Annotated in this window: 14 protein-coding genes; 12 read left to right on the top strand and 2 right to left on the bottom strand. The window is 61.4% G+C overall.

From position 1 onward, the window contains the following. Window positions 1-55 precede the first annotated feature (55 nt). The 5 genes from HX613_RS07700 (at window position 56) to HX613_RS07680 (ending at window position 4,930) form a co-directional block, all read left to right on the top strand. Window positions 56-697: a thymidine kinase gene (locus HX613_RS07700; RefSeq protein ID WP_096162928.1), complete on the top strand. Its 642-nt coding sequence runs from the start codon at window positions 56-58 to the stop codon at window positions 695-697. Window positions 698-760: 63 nt separating this feature from the next. Then, the gene (locus tag HX613_RS07695) at window positions 761-1,528 is read left to right on the top strand and encodes an alpha/beta fold hydrolase (RefSeq protein ID WP_235344800.1); all 768 of its coding nucleotides are present in this window, start codon (window positions 761-763) and stop codon (window positions 1,526-1,528) included. 42 nt (window positions 1,529-1,570) lie between these two features. After that, entirely contained in the window at window positions 1,571-3,166 is a 1,596-nt protein-coding gene (locus HX613_RS07690; protein WP_235344799.1) for an SLC13 family permease, read from the top strand. 29 nt (window positions 3,167-3,195) lie between these two features. Continuing rightward, window positions 3,196-4,266 carry an NADH:flavin oxidoreductase/NADH oxidase gene (locus HX613_RS07685; protein WP_235344798.1) on the top strand — a complete coding sequence of 357 codons (1,071 nt, stop codon included), beginning with the start codon at window positions 3,196-3,198 and terminating at the stop codon, window positions 4,264-4,266. Window positions 4,267-4,273: 7 nt separating this feature from the next. Next, window positions 4,274-4,930 (top strand): MBL fold metallo-hydrolase, encoded by a 657-nt coding sequence (locus tag HX613_RS07680; protein WP_235344797.1) that lies wholly within the window; start codon window positions 4,274-4,276, stop codon window positions 4,928-4,930. Between the two features lie 34 nt (window positions 4,931-4,964). Here HX613_RS07680 and HX613_RS07675 read toward each other — a convergent pair whose 3' ends face one another. Next, complete coding sequence (locus tag HX613_RS07675) at window positions 4,965-5,552, bottom strand: hypothetical protein (protein WP_235344796.1); 588 nt, start codon at window positions 5,550-5,552, stop codon at window positions 4,965-4,967. 452 nt (window positions 5,553-6,004) lie between these two features. On the opposite strand from HX613_RS07675, the gene HX613_RS07670 reads away from it, so the two are divergent. The 7 genes from HX613_RS07670 (at window position 6,005) to HX613_RS07640 (ending at window position 17,563) form a co-directional block, all read left to right on the top strand. Beyond that, window positions 6,005-7,612 (top strand): ABC transporter family substrate-binding protein, encoded by a 1,608-nt coding sequence (locus tag HX613_RS07670; RefSeq protein WP_235344795.1) that lies wholly within the window; start codon window positions 6,005-6,007, stop codon window positions 7,610-7,612. 100 nt (window positions 7,613-7,712) lie between these two features. Continuing rightward, window positions 7,713-9,257, top strand: coding sequence for an ABC transporter permease (locus tag HX613_RS07665; protein WP_235344794.1), 1,545 nt, complete (start codon window positions 7,713-7,715; stop codon window positions 9,255-9,257). Further along, on the top strand, window positions 9,254-10,312 hold the full coding sequence (locus HX613_RS07660) for an ABC transporter permease (RefSeq protein ID WP_235344793.1): 1,059 nt from the start codon (window positions 9,254-9,256) through the stop codon (window positions 10,310-10,312). The genes HX613_RS07665 and HX613_RS07660 overlap by 4 nt, the downstream gene beginning before the upstream one ends. Then, window positions 10,312-12,261, top strand: coding sequence for an ABC transporter ATP-binding protein (locus HX613_RS07655; RefSeq protein ID WP_235344792.1), 1,950 nt, complete (start codon window positions 10,312-10,314; stop codon window positions 12,259-12,261). Before HX613_RS07660 ends, HX613_RS07655 begins: the two co-directional genes overlap by 1 nt. A gap of 227 nt (window positions 12,262-12,488) precedes the next feature. Next, the gene (typA, locus tag HX613_RS07650) at window positions 12,489-14,399 is read left to right on the top strand and encodes a translational GTPase TypA (RefSeq protein ID WP_235344791.1); all 1,911 of its coding nucleotides are present in this window, start codon (window positions 12,489-12,491) and stop codon (window positions 14,397-14,399) included. 40 nt (window positions 14,400-14,439) lie between these two features. Then, window positions 14,440-15,792: a PIG-L family deacetylase gene (locus HX613_RS07645; protein ID WP_235344790.1), complete on the top strand. Its 1,353-nt coding sequence runs from the start codon at window positions 14,440-14,442 to the stop codon at window positions 15,790-15,792. A 13-nt stretch (window positions 15,793-15,805) separates the two neighbouring features. Then, a complete protein-coding gene (locus HX613_RS07640) occupies window positions 15,806-17,563 on the top strand; it encodes a VanW family protein (RefSeq protein WP_235344789.1) in 1,758 nt (585 codons plus the stop codon). Between the two features lie 6 nt (window positions 17,564-17,569). Here the strand turns inward: HX613_RS07640 and HX613_RS07635 are convergent, their stop codons facing one another. After that, the gene (locus tag HX613_RS07635; protein WP_235344788.1) at window positions 17,570-18,643 is read right to left on the bottom strand and encodes a GNAT family N-acetyltransferase; all 1,074 of its coding nucleotides are present in this window, start codon (window positions 18,641-18,643) and stop codon (window positions 17,570-17,572) included. Window positions 18,644-18,669 lie beyond the last annotated feature (26 nt).

Below are 18,669 nucleotides of genomic sequence, written 5' to 3'. Positions count from 1 at the left end.
CTGTTTCGTCACACACAACAGGACAATGATCACGAACGACTGTGAGGGGACGACGGTGGCCAAGCTCTACTTCCGTTACGGGGCGATGAATTCCGGAAAATCGACCGCCCTGCTGCAGGCCGCCTTCAACTACGAGGAACGCGGCCAGCGAGTGCTGCTGGCCAAACCCCACATCGATACGAAGGGCGCCGGCGAGATCGTCTCCCGCCTCGGTGTGACCAGAGAAGTCGACTTCCTCATCCCCGCAGGCTCCGACGTTGAGACCATCTACCGTGAGCACGCTGACTACGTCGATCACGATGCTCTGCTCGAATCCATCGACACGCCTAAGGCCCGCGTGGCCTGCCTGCTCATCGACGAAGCTCAGTTCCTCGAACCGCTCCAGGTCGATTCGCTCATGCGCATCGCCACCAACGCCTCGGTGCCGGTGATGTGCTACGGGATCAGGACCGATTTCCGCACCAAGGCCTTTCCCGGCTCTGCCCGACTGCTTGAGATTGCTCACACCTTGGAAGAGCTCAAGACAATCTGCCGCTGCGGACGCAAGGCGATGTTCAACGGACGGCTCGTCGACGGCCAATTCATCTTCGACGGTGACCAGGTGGCCATCGACGGCAACGCGGTGACCTACGAATCACTGTGCCCACGCTGTTATCTCCAGTACTCGGGCGGTAGGCTGAGTGCGGTGGTCTCCTGACCTTCCAACAGCACTCCTGACCTCGAACATCTCATCTGATCTCGAACCTCGCTAGGAGCACTCTTGCGCATTGCAGTCCACCCCCTCAATGACAATCCGGGTTCACCGGCCATCGTCTTCGGAAACGCCCTCGGCACCAGGGTCTCCCTCTGGGCCGCAGTCGCGGCCAGATTCGCCGATGACTACCAGATCTACCTCAGCGATCTTCCCGGTCACACACTGCCTCGAACCGATGACGGGGCGGACTTCACCGTCTCCGATCTCGCAGCAGGCCTCGTCACCAGCCTGGCTGAACTGGGCGTGGAGAAGTTCACCTACTGCGGTGTCTCGATCTCGGGCGGCATCGGACTGACGTTGGCACTCGAACACCCTGACTCGCTGACCGGTCTTGTGGCTTGTGCGACGGCGACGAAGTTCGGCACCGACGAATCCTGGGCCGAACGGATCAAGGACGTCGCCGAGGACGGCACCCGCGGCCAGCTCGACGACACCGCCGACCGGTGGTTCGCCGCCGGTTTCCTCACCGAAGACATCGCATCGGGACCGGCCATCCTCACGGACCTGGCAATGATCGATGATTCTGCCTATATCGCCTGTGCAAGGGCTGTGACGCAGTACGACGTGACTGGGCGCCTTGAGGCTGTCACCACGCCGAGCCTGTTCATCGCCGGATCACAGGATCCGGGCTGCACCCCCGAGGCCATGGCCGAGCTGGCGGCACAGGTGGCCGACTCAGCGATGGTCGTCATCCCTGATGCCGCTCATCTGCCGATGGCCGAACATCCCGACATCGTCTTCGACCACATCGAGGCGTTCTTGAGTAGGGTGTAGATGTAGTCCACAGCATCCGATCTTGCTCAATGAGGAGCGCAGATGACTCAGGAACAGCACTCACGAACCGACAACTCCGCCGAGCTCAATGAACTCTCACCGGGGGAGAGGGCACCTGGGTTGTCCAAGCAGGCGGTGCGCATTCGCTGGACCGGGTTCCTGCTCGGGCTCATCCTGTCGACCCTCGTCTACGCGATCATGCCCGACGGGGTCGAGCACGGCGCGAAGCTGACAGCTGCTGTCGCCGTGTTGATGGCTGTGTGGTGGATGACCGAGGCGCTGCCGATCGCGGCTACCTCTCTGCTGCCGCTCGTGGCCTTTCCCTTCTTCGGCACCGAGGTCGAGATGGACACCGTCGGTGCGTCCTACGGCAACCCGATCATCTTCCTTTTCCTCGGTGGATTCCTCATCGCACTGGCCATGCAACGATGGAACCTGCACCGGCGAATCGCCCTCATCACGCTGTCCGTCATGGGCAACAAGCCGGGACCGATGATCGCAGGCTTCATGGGCGCCACCGGCTTCGTCTCCATGTGGGTATCGAACACGGCGACGGCGGTGATGATGCTGCCAATCGGAATCTCCGTTCTGATGATCGTGAGCAAGGTCATCGGAGGAGCCGTCACCGACGCTTCGGGCACCGACGCCGCGGACTCAGACGACAGTCAGGACGACACCGGGCTCGACGCCGTGGTGAAGTCCAACTTCGGCACAGCACTCATGCTGGGCATCGCCTATTCGGCCTCGATCGGGTCCCTCGGCACCATTATCGGCACACCGCCGAACCTCTTCCTCGTCGGCTATCTCAAGGACAACCACGACATCTCCATCGGCTTTGCCCAGTGGATGCTCGTCGGGGTCCCTCTGGCGGCCGTGATGATGGTCATCGCCTGGTTCCTTCTGGTCAAAGTGCTGTTCAAGCCTGAGATCGATGAGATCCCTGGAGGCCGGGAACTCATCCGCGAGGAATTGCAGAAGCTCGGCCCGATGTCGACCGGGGAAAAGCTGGTGCTGGGCATGTTCGTCCTCGCCGCGGTCAGCTGGATCTCCCTGCCGCTGATCTTCGAGGAGCCACCGATCAGCGATGAGGGCATCGCGATGGTCATCGGTCTCCTCCTCTTCCTCATTCCCGGCGGAGCCAATCGTGGAGTCCGCCTCCTCGACTGGGACACTGCCGAGAAGCTGCCCTGGGGAGTGCTCCTCCTCTTCGGCGGTGGTTTGGCCCTGTCCGCGCAGTTCTCCTCCTCGGGACTGACTGAGTGGATCGGCAAGTCCACGAGCGGATTGGGAGTCCTGCCCACAGTCTTCGTCGTCGCGATCTTCGCCTTGATCATTCTGTTCCTCACAGAGCTGACCTCGAACACCGCGACCGCGGCCACCTTCGTTCCTGTCGTCGGCGGGGTGGCGCTGGGACTTGACCTCGATCCGTTGCTGCTGACGATTCCGGTGGCGCTGGCCGCGACATGCGCATTCATGCTTCCCGTCGCGACACCGCCCAACGCCGTGGCCTATGGGTCCGGGTATGTGACGGTGGCGCAGATGGTCAAAGGCGGACTGTGGCTCAATGTCATCGGATTCGTTCTCATCACAGTCACGGTGTATGTCTTGGCCGTACCAGTATTCAACATCGTGCTCTGAACGACGAGAAATCTTGGCAGACTGGTGGCATGACTCAACTCTTCTCACCCATGACAATGCGCGGAACTGAGATCGCCAACCGCATCTGGCTCGCCCCGATGTGCCAGTATTCCTGCGAGTCCGAGGACGGGATGCCCAACACCTGGCATCTCGTTCACCTGGGCGCGCGTGCCCAGGGTGGGTTCGGGCTCATCCTCACCGAGGCCTCCGCCGTCCTCCCCGAGGGACGAATCTCACCTCAAGATGCCGGCATCTGGAATGACGATCAGGCAGAAGCCTGGTCCTCGATCACTGACTTCGTCCATTCGCAGGGAAGTCGCATCGGTGTGCAGCTGGCACACGCGGGCCGCAAGGCCAGCACCTACCGTCCCTTCGAGGGCAATCCTCGGGGCAGCGTCCCCGAGTCCGAGGGCGGTTGGCCCACCCTCGGTGCCAGCGCCATCGCCTATCCCGGATACGAAGAGCCGCAGGAGATGACGAAGGACGACATCGCCGAGGTGGTCGATGCCTTCTCCGCGGCCGCTGTCCGAGCCATCGATGCCGGGTTCGACCTCGTCGAACTCCACGCCGCCCACGGCTACCTGCTCCATTCGTTCCTGTCTCCGCTGTCGAATGAACGCACGGATGAGTACGGCGGCGACCTCGCCGGACGTTCGAGAATGCTGACCGAGACCTACCAGGCCGTGCGCGCAGCAGTGGGCGAGGAGGTGCCCGTATTCGTCCGTCTCTCTGCCAGCGAATGGCGCGAAGGCGGCTTCGACATCGCCGAAGCTGTCGTTGTCTCCCGTGACCTCAAGGAACGCGGCGTCGACCTCATCGATGTCTCCTCCGGAGGCAACTTCCCGGTCAAGGTTCCCGTCGGCCCCGGCTACCAGGTGCCGCTGTCGGCAGCGATCCGCGCAGAAGGCGTGAACACCGGTAGCGTCGGCCTCATCACCGATCCGGAGCAGGCGGAGACGATCCTGGCCTCGGAACAGGCCGACGCGATCTTCCTGGCACGGGCGGCACTGCGCGAACCGGCGTGGCCGCAGAGAGCAGCCCACGATCTCGGAGTCGAACCGGGACCGTATCCACCGCAGTACACAAGAGGAGCATGGTGAACCGACAATGACGAAAACTATCGAAACCGAACACGTCGTCATCCGCAGCATCGCAGTGTCCGAGATGGCGAACAACGTCTACCTGATCACGGCCAAGGAATCAGGATCCCAGGTCCTCATCGACGCAGCCGACGATGCTGAGGCGATCAAGGATCTCATCGCCTCGGGAGCCGAGGACACCTCGGCGGACCCTGAGCTGCAGGCGATCATCACCACACACCAGCATTGGGATCACATTAGGGCACTGCCGGCCACCTCGGCGGCATTCCCCGACGCGATGACGATCGCAGGCAGCGATGATGCGGAGGCGATCACAGCGGCTGAGGGCGTGGAGATCACACGAACGGTCGACCACCTCGACGTCGGAGACTTCGGCGGCTTCGTCTTACAGGCGATCGTCCTCCGCGGTCACACGCCGGGGTCGATCGCCCTGCTGCTGCGCGACGGGGGAGAGACCATCCTCTTCTCGGGTGATTCGCTGTTCCCCGGTGGACCCGGCAAGACCTGGAGCACAGAGGGCTTCACTTCCCTGTTGGACGATCTGGAGGAGCGGGTCTTCGACCAGCTGCCCGATGAGACGAAGGTGCTGCCTGGGCATGGTGATTCCACGACGCTGGGTGAGGAACGCCCGAAGCTGGCCGAATGGCGCGAACGCGGCTGGTGATCAGTCGGAACAGCTGATCAGCTGGAACTTCTGATCAGCTGGGCAGGGCGGCGAAGCCGATGCCTGCCCAGATGATGGCGGCCACAAGCGCGGCGATGATACCGAAATTCCACGTAGTGGTGATGGTGCGTTCGCCGCGAGGGTTCGCCAGCTCCTCGTCGCTGAGGCCGGAGTAGCGGTCGAGCACGGTATCGACAGCGGGATTCGGATTGTCCATCAGCCTGCGAATGCCGTGCTCGTCCTTCTCCATCTTTTTACCCCGGCTGGCCAAGGGCCACGACGAGAAGATCTTCTCATGGGTGCGCACTCCGAGCCCGAAGTGGATATCAAACCCGTCGACGAGGTTCCAGGGGATGCGCACCGACTTCAGGGGATTGATCAGTGAGATCTCATTGTGCCCAAGTTCGACGCGAGGAAACCGGTAGAGGGCGTAGACAACTGTGATGATGGCGACCGGGATTCCCGCCACAGCCAGGCCTCGTGTTGTGAAGTCGCCGACGATGATTGAGCCCAGGCCGATCACGCAGAGCCCCGCGATGACGATGAAGAGCACCGTGGAGCTCGTAGTCCGCACGATCGTCGGCTGATTGTTCCCTGAATTGCGATCTATCTCACTGTTCACCACCTGAACATCCTATCCACTGAGACTCCGGGTTGTGTGCATGTTCCCTTGATCTCGAAACGGTAACGATTGTGAAATATGCTCAGCATGTGGACTCTGTCACACTGCCGCGTGAATTAACTTTGAGGCATTCCATGTGAAAAACATGAACGCGGTCACACTCCCGACCAGGGAGTGATCGAGCGCATCACGCCCCGGATTGTGGGCGTGGCTACACAGGCGAAACAGCCTCATGACAACAAGGAGAGAACGTGAAAAAGCGCTTCCTCGCGGCCGGAGCCTCAGTTGCCGCAGCAGCAATGGTGCTCACTGCGTGCACACCCCCCGGCGGCGGAGACGATGAGAAGTCGTCAGAGAAATCGAACCTCAATATTGGTTGGAATGAGTCCTTCCGTTCGATGAATACTCAGACAGCGAACGGTAATGCTGTCTCGAACGCCATTCTCACCTACATGATGAATGACAACTTCGGGTATTACGACGACAACCTCGAGGTGCAGGACGGTGCGCTTGGCAAGCTCGAGAAGGTCGCTGATGATCCTTTGAAGATCAAGTACACCTTCAATGATGATGCGAAATGGTCTGACGGCACCCCTGTGGACGCCGCCGACCTGGCCCTCACATGGGCAGCTACATCGTCGAACTTCAACACCGTCGATCAGAACAACAACGACGACGGTTCGGTCAAGGAGAATGATGCGAAGACTGTGTACTTCGACTCGGCCTCGATCGGTCCGAAGCTCGTGAAGGACTTCCCTGAGATTTCCGATGACGGCTCCGAAGCTACTTTTGAGTTTTCCAAGCCCTTCGCTGATTGGCAGACCGGCTTTGCCGGAATCGGCCCTAACGGGGTAGGGCTCCCTTCCCACATCGTTGCGAAGAAAGCTTTGGGAATTGACGATCCCGAAAAGGGCAAACAGGCGATACTCAAGGCGATTAAGGACAAGGACACGGAGAAACTTTCCAAGATTTCGAACACTTGGAACACCGGATTTGACTTCACCTCGATGCCCAAAGACGAAGACCTCCTCGTCCACAACGGTCCCTACAAGATGACCAAGTTCGAAGAGGGGCAGTACGTCACACTTGAACTTGACGACAAGTACACCGGCCCAACGAAGCCGAAGGTCGACACCGTCACAGTGCGTTACAACGGTGACCCAATGGCTATGGTTCAAGCAATCGAAAACGGTGAGGTTGACTTTACCCAGCCTCAGGCGACCGCCGATGTTCTGTCTGCAGCCGAAGACATCGACGGCGTCAATGTAGATTCAGCCGACGGTGCGACTTACGAACATGTGGACTTCACCTTCGACAACAAAGGCCCCTTTGACCCGGCTGCCAATGGCGGCGACGAAGAGAAGACGAAGAAGGTGCGTCAGGCGTTCCTCAAGACCCTTCCTCGCCAGGACATCGTCGATAAGATCATTAAACCGCTCAACCCGGATGCGGTAACACGTGACTCCTTCAACCAGGTTCCCGGCTCGCCGATGTATGACGAAATCATCAAAGGCAATGGGATGGAAGACCTCAAAGAGGTTGACCTGAAGGGTGCTAAGAAGCTGCTCAAGGATGCAGGTGTCGATGCTCCCAAGGTGCGCGTGATGTATGACAACACGAACTCACGCCGTCAGCAGGAGTTCCAGCTCATCAAGGAATCGGCTGAGAAGGCCGGCTTCAAGATCGAAGACGTCGGAGATGTCAACTGGGGCACTCGCCTCGGCGATGGCACTTACGATGTCTCGCTGTTCGGCTGGCAGTCCGAATCGACAGGAATTACTGACTCTGATGCGAACTACCGCACCGGGGCTCAGAACAACTACGGCGGTTACTCGAGCAAGAAGACCGACAAGATTCTTGACAAAATCGTCGGTGCGCCAGAGTCCGAACACGCCAAACTGTCAACAGAGTTGGAAAAGCAGTTGACTACTGACGCATTTGGTGCGCCGCTGTTCCAGCATCCGGAGCTTGTTATCTACCGAGACAAATTGAAGAATGCGAAATCGACCACCGTGTCGCCGACCATCTTCTGGAACTACTGGGAGTGGGAGACCAACTGATCCGCCATTGACGCGGCCGGTCTCCTCCACCCCCATCCGCTGTGGGGATCACTGTGTGGTCCCCACAGCGGCGTTTTCGGAAGATTGAAACGGACACCTAATGACAAGATTCATCCTCAGGCGACTTCTCTCGACAGCCCTCGTGCTCCTGGTCGTGACATTCGTCCTCTACCTCCTGCTCAACGTCGCCCTCGACTTCTTCTGGGATCTGCGTTCGAGCACCTCTCCCAACATCGAGGCACTCTACGAGTCCCGTCGCCGACTGCTTGACCTCGACACCCCGGCGATCGTGCGCTACTTCAAGTGGCTGGCCGGCGTGGGCGGCTGTGTGGTCGGGCAATGTGACTTCGGCATCGCTTGGAAATCCGGCCAAGAGGTCACCTCTCAGCTGCAGGGAGCGATCGCCAACACGGTCAAACTCATCACCGCTTCGACGATCGTGGCCATCGTGCTCGGAATCGCCGTCGGCATGGTCTCCGCGATTCGCCAGTACTCGGGCTTCGACTACTTCATCACCTTCGTCTCATTCCTCCTGTACTCACTGCCCGTGTTCTGGGTCGCAGTTCTGCTCAAGCAGTACGGCGCGATTGAGATCAACAACTTCATCAACGATCCGACGCTGAGCAGCTGGGTGCCGATAATCCTCGTCTGCGTTGCGCTGGGACTGTTCTGGATGGGCGCCTTGGGAGGCGGCCGCAAGCGCAGACTCATCACCTTCCTCGCAGCCACGGTCATCACCTTCGTGACGATCTACTACATCCTTGCCAGCGGTTGGCTGCAGGCGCCGAGCATCGGCATCGTGGGAGTCGTCGTCATCGGCCTCGGTGCTGCTGTGGTCATGACCTTCCTGTCGACAGGGCTGAAGAACAAGCGAGTGCTCTATGCGACGTTGGCTATGGCTGTCATCGGGGCTCTGCTGTACATGCCGCTGCAATACCTCTTCTACTACCAGGAGATGAACTGGCTGTGGATGTTCGGACTCCTGATCGTGACGATCGGTGTGGCCGTCGGCGTGGGTCTGGCGTTCCGCGGACCCGATCCCTGGGACACGGTGCGCACCACCTTCTTCACCGGCCTCATCGTCGCTGTGCTCATCTTTGCCGATCGTGTGCTGCAGGGGTGGGGCGACTACTCCAACCAGCCTGCGATCAATAACCGACCGATCGCGACGATCGGCGCATCGACGCCGAACCTTGAGGGTGACTTCTGGATAGCGAACCTGGACACGTTCACTCACCTCCTCCTGCCGTCGATCGCTCTGATCCTCATCTCCTTTGCTTCGTACACCCGCTATACGCGCGGTTCGATGCTCGAGGTCATGGGGCAGGACTATATTCGTACGGCGCGAGCCAAGGGGCTCAACGAACGAACTGTCGTCATGCGCCATGCACTGCGCAATGCTCTGCTGCCGTTGGCATCGATCATTCCCGTCGACATCATCACGATGATCGGCGGCGCCGTGATCACTGAGACGATCTTCGGCTGGAACGGCATGGGCAAACTCTTCATCGATTCGATGAGACAGTCCGAACTCGATCCGATCATGGCCTACATCCTCATCACAGGCCTGCTCGCCATCATCGCCAACCTCGTCGCGGACTTCCTCTACGCAGTCCTCGACCCCAGAATCCGAGTGAACGCATGAGTACCAATAACGACAGACAGAATGCTCTCGCCCCCGACGACGTCGGGGACAATGCGATCGAAGCCAAGGAAACCGAAGGCCTGTCTCAGGGCAAAATCGTCTTCCGGAAGTTCCTCCGCCACAAGGGCGCGATGATCAGCATCGGCGTCTTCGCCTTCGTCGCCCTCTTCGCCTTCTCCTCGGTAGGTTTTGGTCCGATACCAGGTTGGTGGATCTACAACCACACCTCCTCGGGACAGATCCTCAATCCGGGAGGTGCACCGACGTGGTCGTTCTCGAACTTCTTCTCGCTGGGAGACCATCCCTTCGGGCAGGACGACATCGGTCGTGACAACTTCGCGCGTGTAATGAAGGGCACGCAGATCTCCATCATCGTCATGGTCATCATCGGCCTGGTCTGCCTCGTCATCGGCACAATCGTCGGTGCACTGGCTGGCTACTACCGCGGGTGGATCGATTCCCTGCTGATGCGCATCACGGATGGCTTCATCATCCTGCCCGTCATCGTCATTGGTTCGATCCTCGGCAAGTTGGTCGGAGGCGCAAACGGACCACTGCTCGGATTGGCTCTGGGAGCGATCCTGTGGACCGGGCTGGCACGACTCGTGCGCGGCGACTTCATGTCATTGCGCGAACGCGAATTCGTCGATTCGGCCCGTGTGGCCGGGGCCAGTGATTTCCGGATCATGTTCAAGCACATGCTGCCCAACGCCATGGGTGTCATCATCGTCAACACCACGCTGGTGATGAGCCAGGCTATCGTGCTCGAAGCAGCCTTGAGCTATCTCGGTTTCGGCATCAGTCCACCCGGCATCTCCCTGGGTCAGCTCATCAGCGAATACCAGACGTCCTTCGCCACGCGTCCGTGGCTGTTCTGGTGGCCCGGTCTGTTCATCATCGTCATTGCTCTGTGTGTGAACTTCATCGGCGACGGTCTGCGCGACGCGTTCGACCCACGAATGAAGACCATTCCCAGCTGGAGGAAGATGAAGAAGGCCGAGCGCATGACCCAGAACAAGGTCGCGAACACGACGCAGAAAGAGGAGGCGAAGTGATGAGTGACTCCACAAGCACAGCCAAATCACCGGTCCTCGATGTCAAAGACCTGGGAGTGAATTTCTGGGTCAACGACGAATGGTGGATGGCCGCTGAGGAACTCAACTACACGGTCAACGCTGGTGAAGTGCTCGCAATCGTCGGAGAATCCGGGTCCGGCAAGTCGCAGTCGAGCATGTCACTGCTCGGCCTGCTGCCCAGCAACGGTCGGGCCACCGGCTCGGCCAAGATGGGCGGCACCGAACTCATCGGCATGCCGCCGGAGAAGATGCAGCAGATCCGAGGAAACGAGATCTCCGTCATCTTCCAGGAGCCGATGACGGCGCTCAACCCGGTCTACACGGCAGGTTTCCAGATCGTGGAGACACTGCGCGTGCACCTGGACGTCGGCCCTACTGAGGCCAAGGAGCGCGCTCTCGAACTGATGCGTCTCGTCGAGATCCCGGACCCGGAGGAGCGTTTCCACTCGTTCCCGCACCAGCTCTCGGGCGGACAGCGCCAGCGCATCATGATCGCTCAGGCTCTGGCCTGCCAGCCCAAGCTGCTCATCGCCGATGAGCCGACCACTGCCCTGGACGTCACGGTCCAGGCGGAGATCCTCAAACTCATGCGTGAGCTGAAGTCGAAGCTCGACGCCGGCATCATCCTCATCACCCACGACATGGGTGTGGTCGCCGATATGGCCGACCGCATGATCGTGATGAAGGCAGGGCGAGTCGTCGAATCTGGCAATGCGGAAGAGATCTTCTACAACCCGCAGCACCCGTACACGAAACAGCTCCTCGAGGCTGTACCGCACTTGGGTACGGGTATCGAGGGGGAGGCATTCGGCGCGGAGCTCTCCGACATCGAGGACTCTGCAGTCATCCACGAATCAGATGCAGCTCACGGCACAGCCGAGGACACAGCCGACGCCGCAGGGAGTAGCAGCGATCAGGCCGCTCATCCGCCGAGTGCGACTCTCAGCCCCTTCGTGACCGAGGGCGGAGCAGACCGAGTCTCCGGTCTGGCCGAGGCCGCAGAGGCCGCCGGGCAGCCGATGCGCGGCGACGACATCGAGATGGACTCGACGGAGACGTACTACCACCCGGGATCTCAGGCTGATTTCTCGCAGCCTTCCGCACTGCAGCTGCGCGATGCCGCGATCGAGTATCCGGCGATCGGACGGAAGAAGGCTTTCCGGGCCGCCCATCACATCAACCTGATGGTCGCTCCTGGAGAGGTTGTGGGACTGGTCGGCGAATCCGGGTCGGGCAAGACGACGATCGGTCGTGCCGCACTGGGTCTTCTGCCCACTGTCGAAGGCGATATGGTCATCAACGGCACGAGCATCAAGGGCCTGAGCAATAAGCAGCTGCGGCCCCTGCGCAAGGAAGTCGGGATCGTGTTCCAGGATCCCGGTTCCTCGCTCAACCCACGCCTGCCCGTCGGTGAGTCCATCGGCGAACCTCTGTACCTCCACGAGGGAATGAAGGGGCCGGCGCTGAGCAAGAGCGTCGAAGAGCTGCTCACCGCGGTTGAACTGCCCACATCGATGCGCAACCGCTATCCGCACGAACTCTCGGGCGGTCAGCGACAGCGGATCGGCATCGCCCGCGCACTGACGCTGCGGCCGAAGCTGCTCATCGCCGATGAGCCGACTTCGGCACTCGACGTCTCGGTCCAGGCTAAGGTCCTCGACCTGTTCGAGGGGCTGCAGCAGGAGTACGGATTCGCCTGCCTGTTCATCAGCCACGACCTGGCTGTCATCGAACGCATCGCCTCGCGTATCGCCGTGATGCGTCACGGTTTCCTCGTGGAGATCGGGAAGAGTTCCCAGGTCGTCGCCAACCCGGTCCATCCCTACACCCAGCGGCTGCTGTCCGCGGTCCCGGTCCCGGATCCACGCGAACAGCGCAAACGTCGTGAAGCCAGGGACGCCGTCCTGGAAGCCACGGCCAACGCCTGATCTCCGTTCAGCTCAGCGGCCAACGCGACCACTCGGTGGTCGCAGTGGACGGGTCGGATTCGCTTTCGAGCGGATGCTCACTCGACACTGCGGCCACCGAATGCATTCAAATTCGGATTCCTCTCAGTCGTTTTTGAACACCACCTGTCATTTCCGGTAAGTGTGTGGCCGTATAATGGTCTGTTGGGTCCGCACCGGACCAATCTCTCTAGCTCATAAGGTTCTTGATGACTGAAGCCATCACGCGTCGGGAAAACCGTCGCAACGTCGCAATCGTCGCCCACGTCGACCACGGCAAGACCACTCTGGTCGACGCCATGCTCCGCCAGACAGGTGTGTTCAGCGAACACGGTGATTTTGCTGAACGCGTCATGGACTCCGGCGACCTCGAACGCGAGAAGGGCATCACCATTCTCGCGAAGAACACCTCGGTCCTCTACAACGGACCCTCAGCCGGTGACGATCCCATCGTCATCAACGTCATCGACACGCCGGGTCACGCTGACTTCGGGGGAGAGGTCGAACGCGGCCTATCCATGGTCGACGGCGTCGTCCTCCTCGTTGACGCATCCGAGGGACCTCTGCCCCAGACCCGGTTCGTGCTGCGCAAGGCGCTGGCCGCGAAGCTGCCGGTCATCCTCCTGATCAACAAGACCGACCGTGCCGATGCTCGCATCGACGGAGTCGTCGAAGAGGCCCAGGACCTGCTCCTCGGTCTCGCCTCCGACCTCGCGGATGAAGTCCCCGATCTCGACGTCGACTCGGTGCTCGACGTGCCCACAGTCTTCGCCGCCGCCAAGGTCGGCGCCGCTTCGCTCGAACAGCCTGCCGATGGTGAGGCCCCGTCCAATCCGGACCTGGAGCCGCTGTTCAAGACGATCCTCGAGACCATTCCGGCTCCGGAGATCAACGATGACGACATCCTTCAGGCACACGTCACCAACCTCGACGCTTCTCCGTTCCTGGGTCGTCTTGCTCTGCTGCGCATCTTCGGCGGCACCCTGCGCAAGGGCCAGCAGGTCGCCTGGGCTCGTGGCGATGACATCAGCTCGGTCAAGATCACCGAACTCCTGGAGACTCAGGGCCTCGACCGGGTCCCGGCCACCGAGGCATCTGCCGGCGACATCGTCGCCGTGGCGGGCATTCCCGACATCATGATCGGTGACACGCTCACCGACTTGAACAACCCGAAGCCCCTGCCTGCGATCACCATCGACGATCCTGCGATCTCGATGACCATCGGCATCAACACCTCGCCGCTGGCGGGTCGCGAAAAGGGCACCAAGGTCACCGCGCGCATGGTCAAGGACCGCCTCGACCAGGAACTCGTCGGCAACGTGTCCCTCAAAGTCCTTCCCACCGAGCGTCCCGACGCCTGGGAAGTCCAGGGACGTGGCGAGCTCGCGCTGGCCATCCTCGTCGAGCAGATGCGTCGTGAGGGCTTCGAGCTCACCGTCGGCAAGCCGCAGGTAGTCACCAAGAAGGTTGACGGCAAGGTCCACGAGCCGTTCGAAGAGCTCCAGATCGACGTTCCTGAGGACTACCTCGGCGCCGTCACTCAGCTCCTGGCCAGCCGCAAGGGTGTCATGTCGACCATGACCAACCACGGCACCGGCTGGGTCCGGATGGAATTCACCGTCCCCGCACGTGGCCTCATCGGATTCCGCACCCGGTTCCTCACCGAGACCCGCGGAACCGGCATCGCGAACTCCTTCTCAGCCGGATACGGACCCTGGGCCGGCAACATCGAGTTCCGGACGAATGGATCCCTCGTCGCCGACCGTCCCGGCTCCGTGACCCCGTACGCGATGATCAACCTGCAGGAACGCGGCAGCTTCTTCGTTCAGCCCACCTCTGAGGTCTACACCGGCCAGATCGTCGGCGAGAACTCTCGCGCCGATGACATGGACGTCAACATCACGAAGGAGAAGAAGCTGACGAACATGCGTTCAGCCTCGGCGGACTCCTTCGAAAACCTGGTTCCGCCACGCAGACTGACACTCGAGGAAAGCCTCGAATTCGCCCGTGAGGACGAATGCGTCGAGGTCACGCCGGGTGCAGTGCGCATCCGCAAGCTGGAACTCGACCCGAAGGAACGCGCGAAGACCTACGCCAAGATGCGTAAACAGAACGCGTGATTTCGAACAGCACAGTATGACCTCGAGCGCTCAGGACCCCATGACCGTCGTACCCCGCATCCTCTTCGTGCACGCTCATCCCGACGATGAGACGATCACGACCGGAGGAACGATCGCCGCATTGGTCGGCGAGGGGGCGCAGGTCACGGTCCTGAGCGCCACACGAGGTGAGGACGGTGAGGTGATCCCCGCTGACCTCAAAGGTCTTGAGGGAAATCGGGCAGGGCTGGCCCGCGTGCGGGAATCAGAGATCGCCGAGGCGATGGCTGCCCTGGGTGTGCGCGAGCACCTGTTCCTGGGCGGCAGCGCCCACACCTTCGAAGACTCCGGCATGGAGTGGGGCGCCGATGGTCATGCCGTCGCCGCTTCGACCATGCCGGCCAATGCTCTCTGCGCGGCCGAACTGACGACCGTTGCTCGCTACATCGCCGCCGTCATCGACGAAGTCCGACCGCATGCGGTCATCACCTACGCTTCCAACGGCGGTTATGGTCACCCCGACCATGTGCGCGTCCACGAGGCCACCGTCGCTGCCGTCGACACAGCCGACTGGAGGGCCGGGCGACTCCTGTTCGTCGATGTCCCGGCTGAAGCGGCCCGAGAGACATTCGACCCGAACCAGCCGGGATTTGCCGACACCGGTTTCGCACCGGCTCAGACGATCCCGACCAAGCCGCCTGTGAGCGATATCGTCGTCGCCCAGGACATCTCTTCTGTCCTCGGCGCCAAACGTGCAGCCTTGGCAGCCCATCGCACCCAGGTGACGGTGTCCGGGGCCTTCTTCGCCCTGTCGAACGACATCGGCATGAAGATCCTCGACCACGAGTACTACTCCATCGGCGCAGGAGCCCCCATCTCTGACCTGCGGCTGCGTTCGGATCCCGCACCCCATGTGCTCACCGACCTCGACATCGACGCCTGTGAGAGACAGGATTCAGGCGCCGGAACCGCGGCTGGAGCTGCCGGCGCCGCCGCTCTTCCTCTGCGCCGCCGACGTCGGGAGCCGAAGAAGCCGGGCTTCTTCGCCTACGCCCACGCGGTCGTGCTGGCCGTACTCATCGGCTTCCTCGGCGCCATGCAGCACCTCAACGTGAGTGTGTTCGACCTGGCGGGCACCCCGGTCATTCTGCCCTGGGGGCTTGCCCTGTCCCTTCTCCTGGTGGCCTGCGGACTTTGGCACCTCAAGACGATGTACCTGAGTTCCTCGCCGATGCTCATCGCCGCATTCGTCATCGTCATCCTCTCCTATGTCCTCGGCCAGCCGACGTGGCTGCCTGGCGCGGATATCATCGTGACCGGGATGCTGCGCTCAGCAGCCTGGCTGATCGGTCCGATGCTCATCGCTGCTGTCTTCGCGTTCATCAAGGTGCGGCGGCCCGAAGCGGCCCGTTAGAATCGGGAGAACTATGCCGACTCAGACCCTGTCCCACTCCTCACCGAACCCCGGCGGTCGCCCGCAGGGTACGACGGAGACCCCGAAGCGCAAGCCGTGGCTGATCGCGCTCTTCATCATCCTCGTACTCGCGGCCATCTATCTGGTGGTCGGGTTCCTCACCGGACGAGTCCTGTCGCCTGGGACGACGGTCGCAGGCATCGATATCGGAGGCCAGTCCACCACCTCGGCCGAAGCGACTCTGCGAGAGGAGCTGGGTGAGACAGCCGGGGCGAACATCGAGCTCAAGGCGGGAAAGCCCACCGCCGAACTCGACCCGGAGAAGGCCGGAGTCAGCTTCGACATCCCGGAGACCATCAGCCGGGCCACCGGATTCACACTGGACCCGGCCATCATCTGGGACCGGCTCTTCGGCGATGACGAAATCGAACCTGTCATCAGCATCGACAACGAGTCCTTCGAAGAAGCCACCGGCAAAGTGACGAAATCCCTCGAGGTTGAACCAGTCGACGCCGAGGTCAGCTACGTCAAGGCCAAGCCGGAGATCAAAGACGGCACCAACGGTCAGACCGTCGATGCCGGACAGGTGCGTACAGCCATCGAGGATTCGTGGCTGCGCACGGAGGATGCACTGCCGGTCGCAGCGAGCAAGGTCGAACCAGACATCACCACCGCCGAGGCGAAGGACGTCGCCGACGGCTTCGCCGAAGACGCAGTGAGCAAGGATCTGACCATACGCGCGGAACCTGCGAAGGACGCCGACTCGGATGTCGATGCCGGCGATCTCACGATCAGCCCCACAACGATTGCGAAGACCCTGACCTTTGAGCCGAAAGACTCGAAGCTGGCCCCCGTCTTCGACGAAGAGGACCTGCAGAAGCGTGTCCTGTCGTCCAACAGGGACGTCGGCAAGCCGGCAAAGGACGCCAGCTTCACGATCAAGGACGGCAAGCCTGAAGTAGTGGAGTCCGAAACGGGAATCGGCATCAAAAAGGACGAACTGACCACGGCCGTCACCGACGCCATCACGGGCGAGACCGACAAGCCCACGGTCACGTTCTCCTCGGTGAAGCCGGACTTCACCACGCAGGACGCGAAGAAGGCCGACGTCTCCGATGTGATGTCAGAATTCTCAACCGGCTATTCCTCGGAGCCCAACCGCGACACCAACCTCAAAGTCGCGGCGAAGAAGGTCTCCGGCACAGTCGTTCAGCCGGGGGAGCAGTTCTCCCTCAACGAAACCATCGGGCAGCGCACCGCTGCCAACGGGTACAAGGCTGCTGGAGTCATCTCGGATGGCCAGATGAAGGAAGACTTCGGCGGGGGAGTATCCCAGGTGTCGACGACGCTGTTCAACGCGGCCTTCTTCGCCGGCTTCGAACTCGACGAACACCAGGCTCATTCGCGTTATATCTCCCGCTATCCGGAAGGTCGGGAAGCCACGCTGGACTGGTCGACCATCGACATGAAGTTCACGAACACATCGAAGCAGCCGATCGTTCTCGACATGTATCTGTCCGGCGGTGAGGTCTACGCGAAGGTATTCGGCGACAAGAAGCTCAAGGTCGGCTCGGACTCCTCGGACCGTTACAACCACAGTTCGCCCGGCTCCGTGACCGATTCGGGTCCCGAGTGCACGCCGCAGACTCCGAAGCAGGGCTGGTCGATCAAGATCACGCGGACGATGAAGGACATCGAGTCGGGCAAGACCTCGAAGGACTCATTCGTCACCGTCTACCGGCCGGTGAACAAGGTTGAGTGCAAGGACTGATCTGCGTCAGCCGCGGCTGGCGTACCATGACCGGTGTCGGACTGTGGCACCGAGTGATGTGAAGAGGTTCAACGAGGCCTCATTGCTGGCCTCCACGTCAATGAGGTAAGAGCGTACTCCTCGTTGCGACAACAGTGCGGCAGCGGCGCGGACCACAGAACGGCCTGCCCCGCGCCGACGCAGATCCGGATGGGTGACGAGGTTCGTCAGCACACCCCATTTGCTTCGCTCAACGATTCGGGCACCGGCCACCATGGACCGGCTGCCATCCGGATGGTCGGCATAGGCCGTGATGAACTGACAGGGATCGGAGGCTTCGATGAGCCCACGGAAGGCCTCATCCGATCCCGGGTCGCGCTCACTGGCCCACGCCGCATAGTGCAGGGGGCTGGGTTCCTCGCTGACGTCGATCGAGAGCCCAGGTGCGGCCGCGTCACCGGGGTGCGCGGCCCCAGCTGCCGCCTCGGCGGTGGAACCGGCCAGCAGAAACACCGGCTCAGAGGGAGAATAGCCCCGGGCCGAGAGAAGTGGTGCCAGACCTTCGCACGCCGGGGCGAGCGATTTGGAATCCTCGCTCGAATAGATCTGGATGCAGCTTGGCTTCTGGCGTGCTGAGTACCAGGCCTCGACGGCATCGAGGCTCTGCTCCCAGTCCATTCCGGTGTCAGTGACGGGAAGGCAGCTGTTGGCCCGCCTGGTCACCGATTCGGAGCTGCGCAGCAGCCAACCCTTCTGCAGCAATCCGATGTCGGCATCGATCTCGGCGCTCTCATTGCGCAGATTCTCCATGTGCAGCCAGGAGATGTCCTGAGGCAGCCACGCCGCGGCAGAGATCCTGCGCAGGTCGACGGCAGAGACGATCTCATGGGTGCGACCCGATTTCGTCGGTGCCGGCGGAACTTCGTGGACGAGCATGATCTGCTCCCGGAGTATGCGGATCGGCCCGCGTTTGGTCCCGATCTCCACCGATGTCTCATCTGCGCTGTTGACGACGCCGAGGGCATCCGAGGTCGAGTGCGTGTCACCGGGCTCGAGCGAATACCGCACGACCACTCTTTTGCCGGGCTGCAGATCGTCCACTTGTCGCCTTCCGCCGAAACGCCTTT

Origin of the sequence: Brevibacterium sp. UCMA 11754 (genome assembly GCF_021532275.1) — a bacterium.
Classification (GTDB): Bacteria; Actinomycetota; Actinomycetes; order Actinomycetales; family Brevibacteriaceae; genus Brevibacterium.
This window is presented reverse-complemented; position numbering and strand designations above follow the sequence as displayed.

What these genes read in the sequence shown, in the direction of transcription:
- HX613_RS07690 (WP_235344799.1), top strand. Translation starts at nt 1,571, where the DNA reads ATGACTCAGGAACAGCACTCACGAACCGACAACTCCGCCGAGCTCAAT.
- HX613_RS07685 (WP_235344798.1), top strand. Translation starts at nt 3,196, where the DNA reads ATGACTCAACTCTTCTCACCCATGACAATGCGCGGAACTGAGATCGCC.
- HX613_RS07680 (WP_235344797.1), top strand. Translation starts at nt 4,274, where the DNA reads ATGACGAAAACTATCGAAACCGAACACGTCGTCATCCGCAGCATCGCA.
- HX613_RS07670 (WP_235344795.1), top strand. Translation starts at nt 6,005, where the DNA reads ATGATGAATGACAACTTCGGGTATTACGACGACAACCTCGAGGTGCAG.
- HX613_RS07665 (WP_235344794.1), top strand. Translation starts at nt 7,713, where the DNA reads ATGACAAGATTCATCCTCAGGCGACTTCTCTCGACAGCCCTCGTGCTC.
- HX613_RS07660 (WP_235344793.1), top strand. Translation starts at nt 9,254, where the DNA reads ATGAGTACCAATAACGACAGACAGAATGCTCTCGCCCCCGACGACGTC.
- HX613_RS07655 (WP_235344792.1), top strand. Translation starts at nt 10,312, where the DNA reads ATGAGTGACTCCACAAGCACAGCCAAATCACCGGTCCTCGATGTCAAA.
- typA (WP_235344791.1), top strand. Translation starts at nt 12,489, where the DNA reads ATGACTGAAGCCATCACGCGTCGGGAAAACCGTCGCAACGTCGCAATC.
- HX613_RS07645 (WP_235344790.1), top strand. Translation starts at nt 14,440, where the DNA reads ATGACCGTCGTACCCCGCATCCTCTTCGTGCACGCTCATCCCGACGAT.
- HX613_RS07640 (WP_235344789.1), top strand. Translation starts at nt 15,806, where the DNA reads ATGCCGACTCAGACCCTGTCCCACTCCTCACCGAACCCCGGCGGTCGC.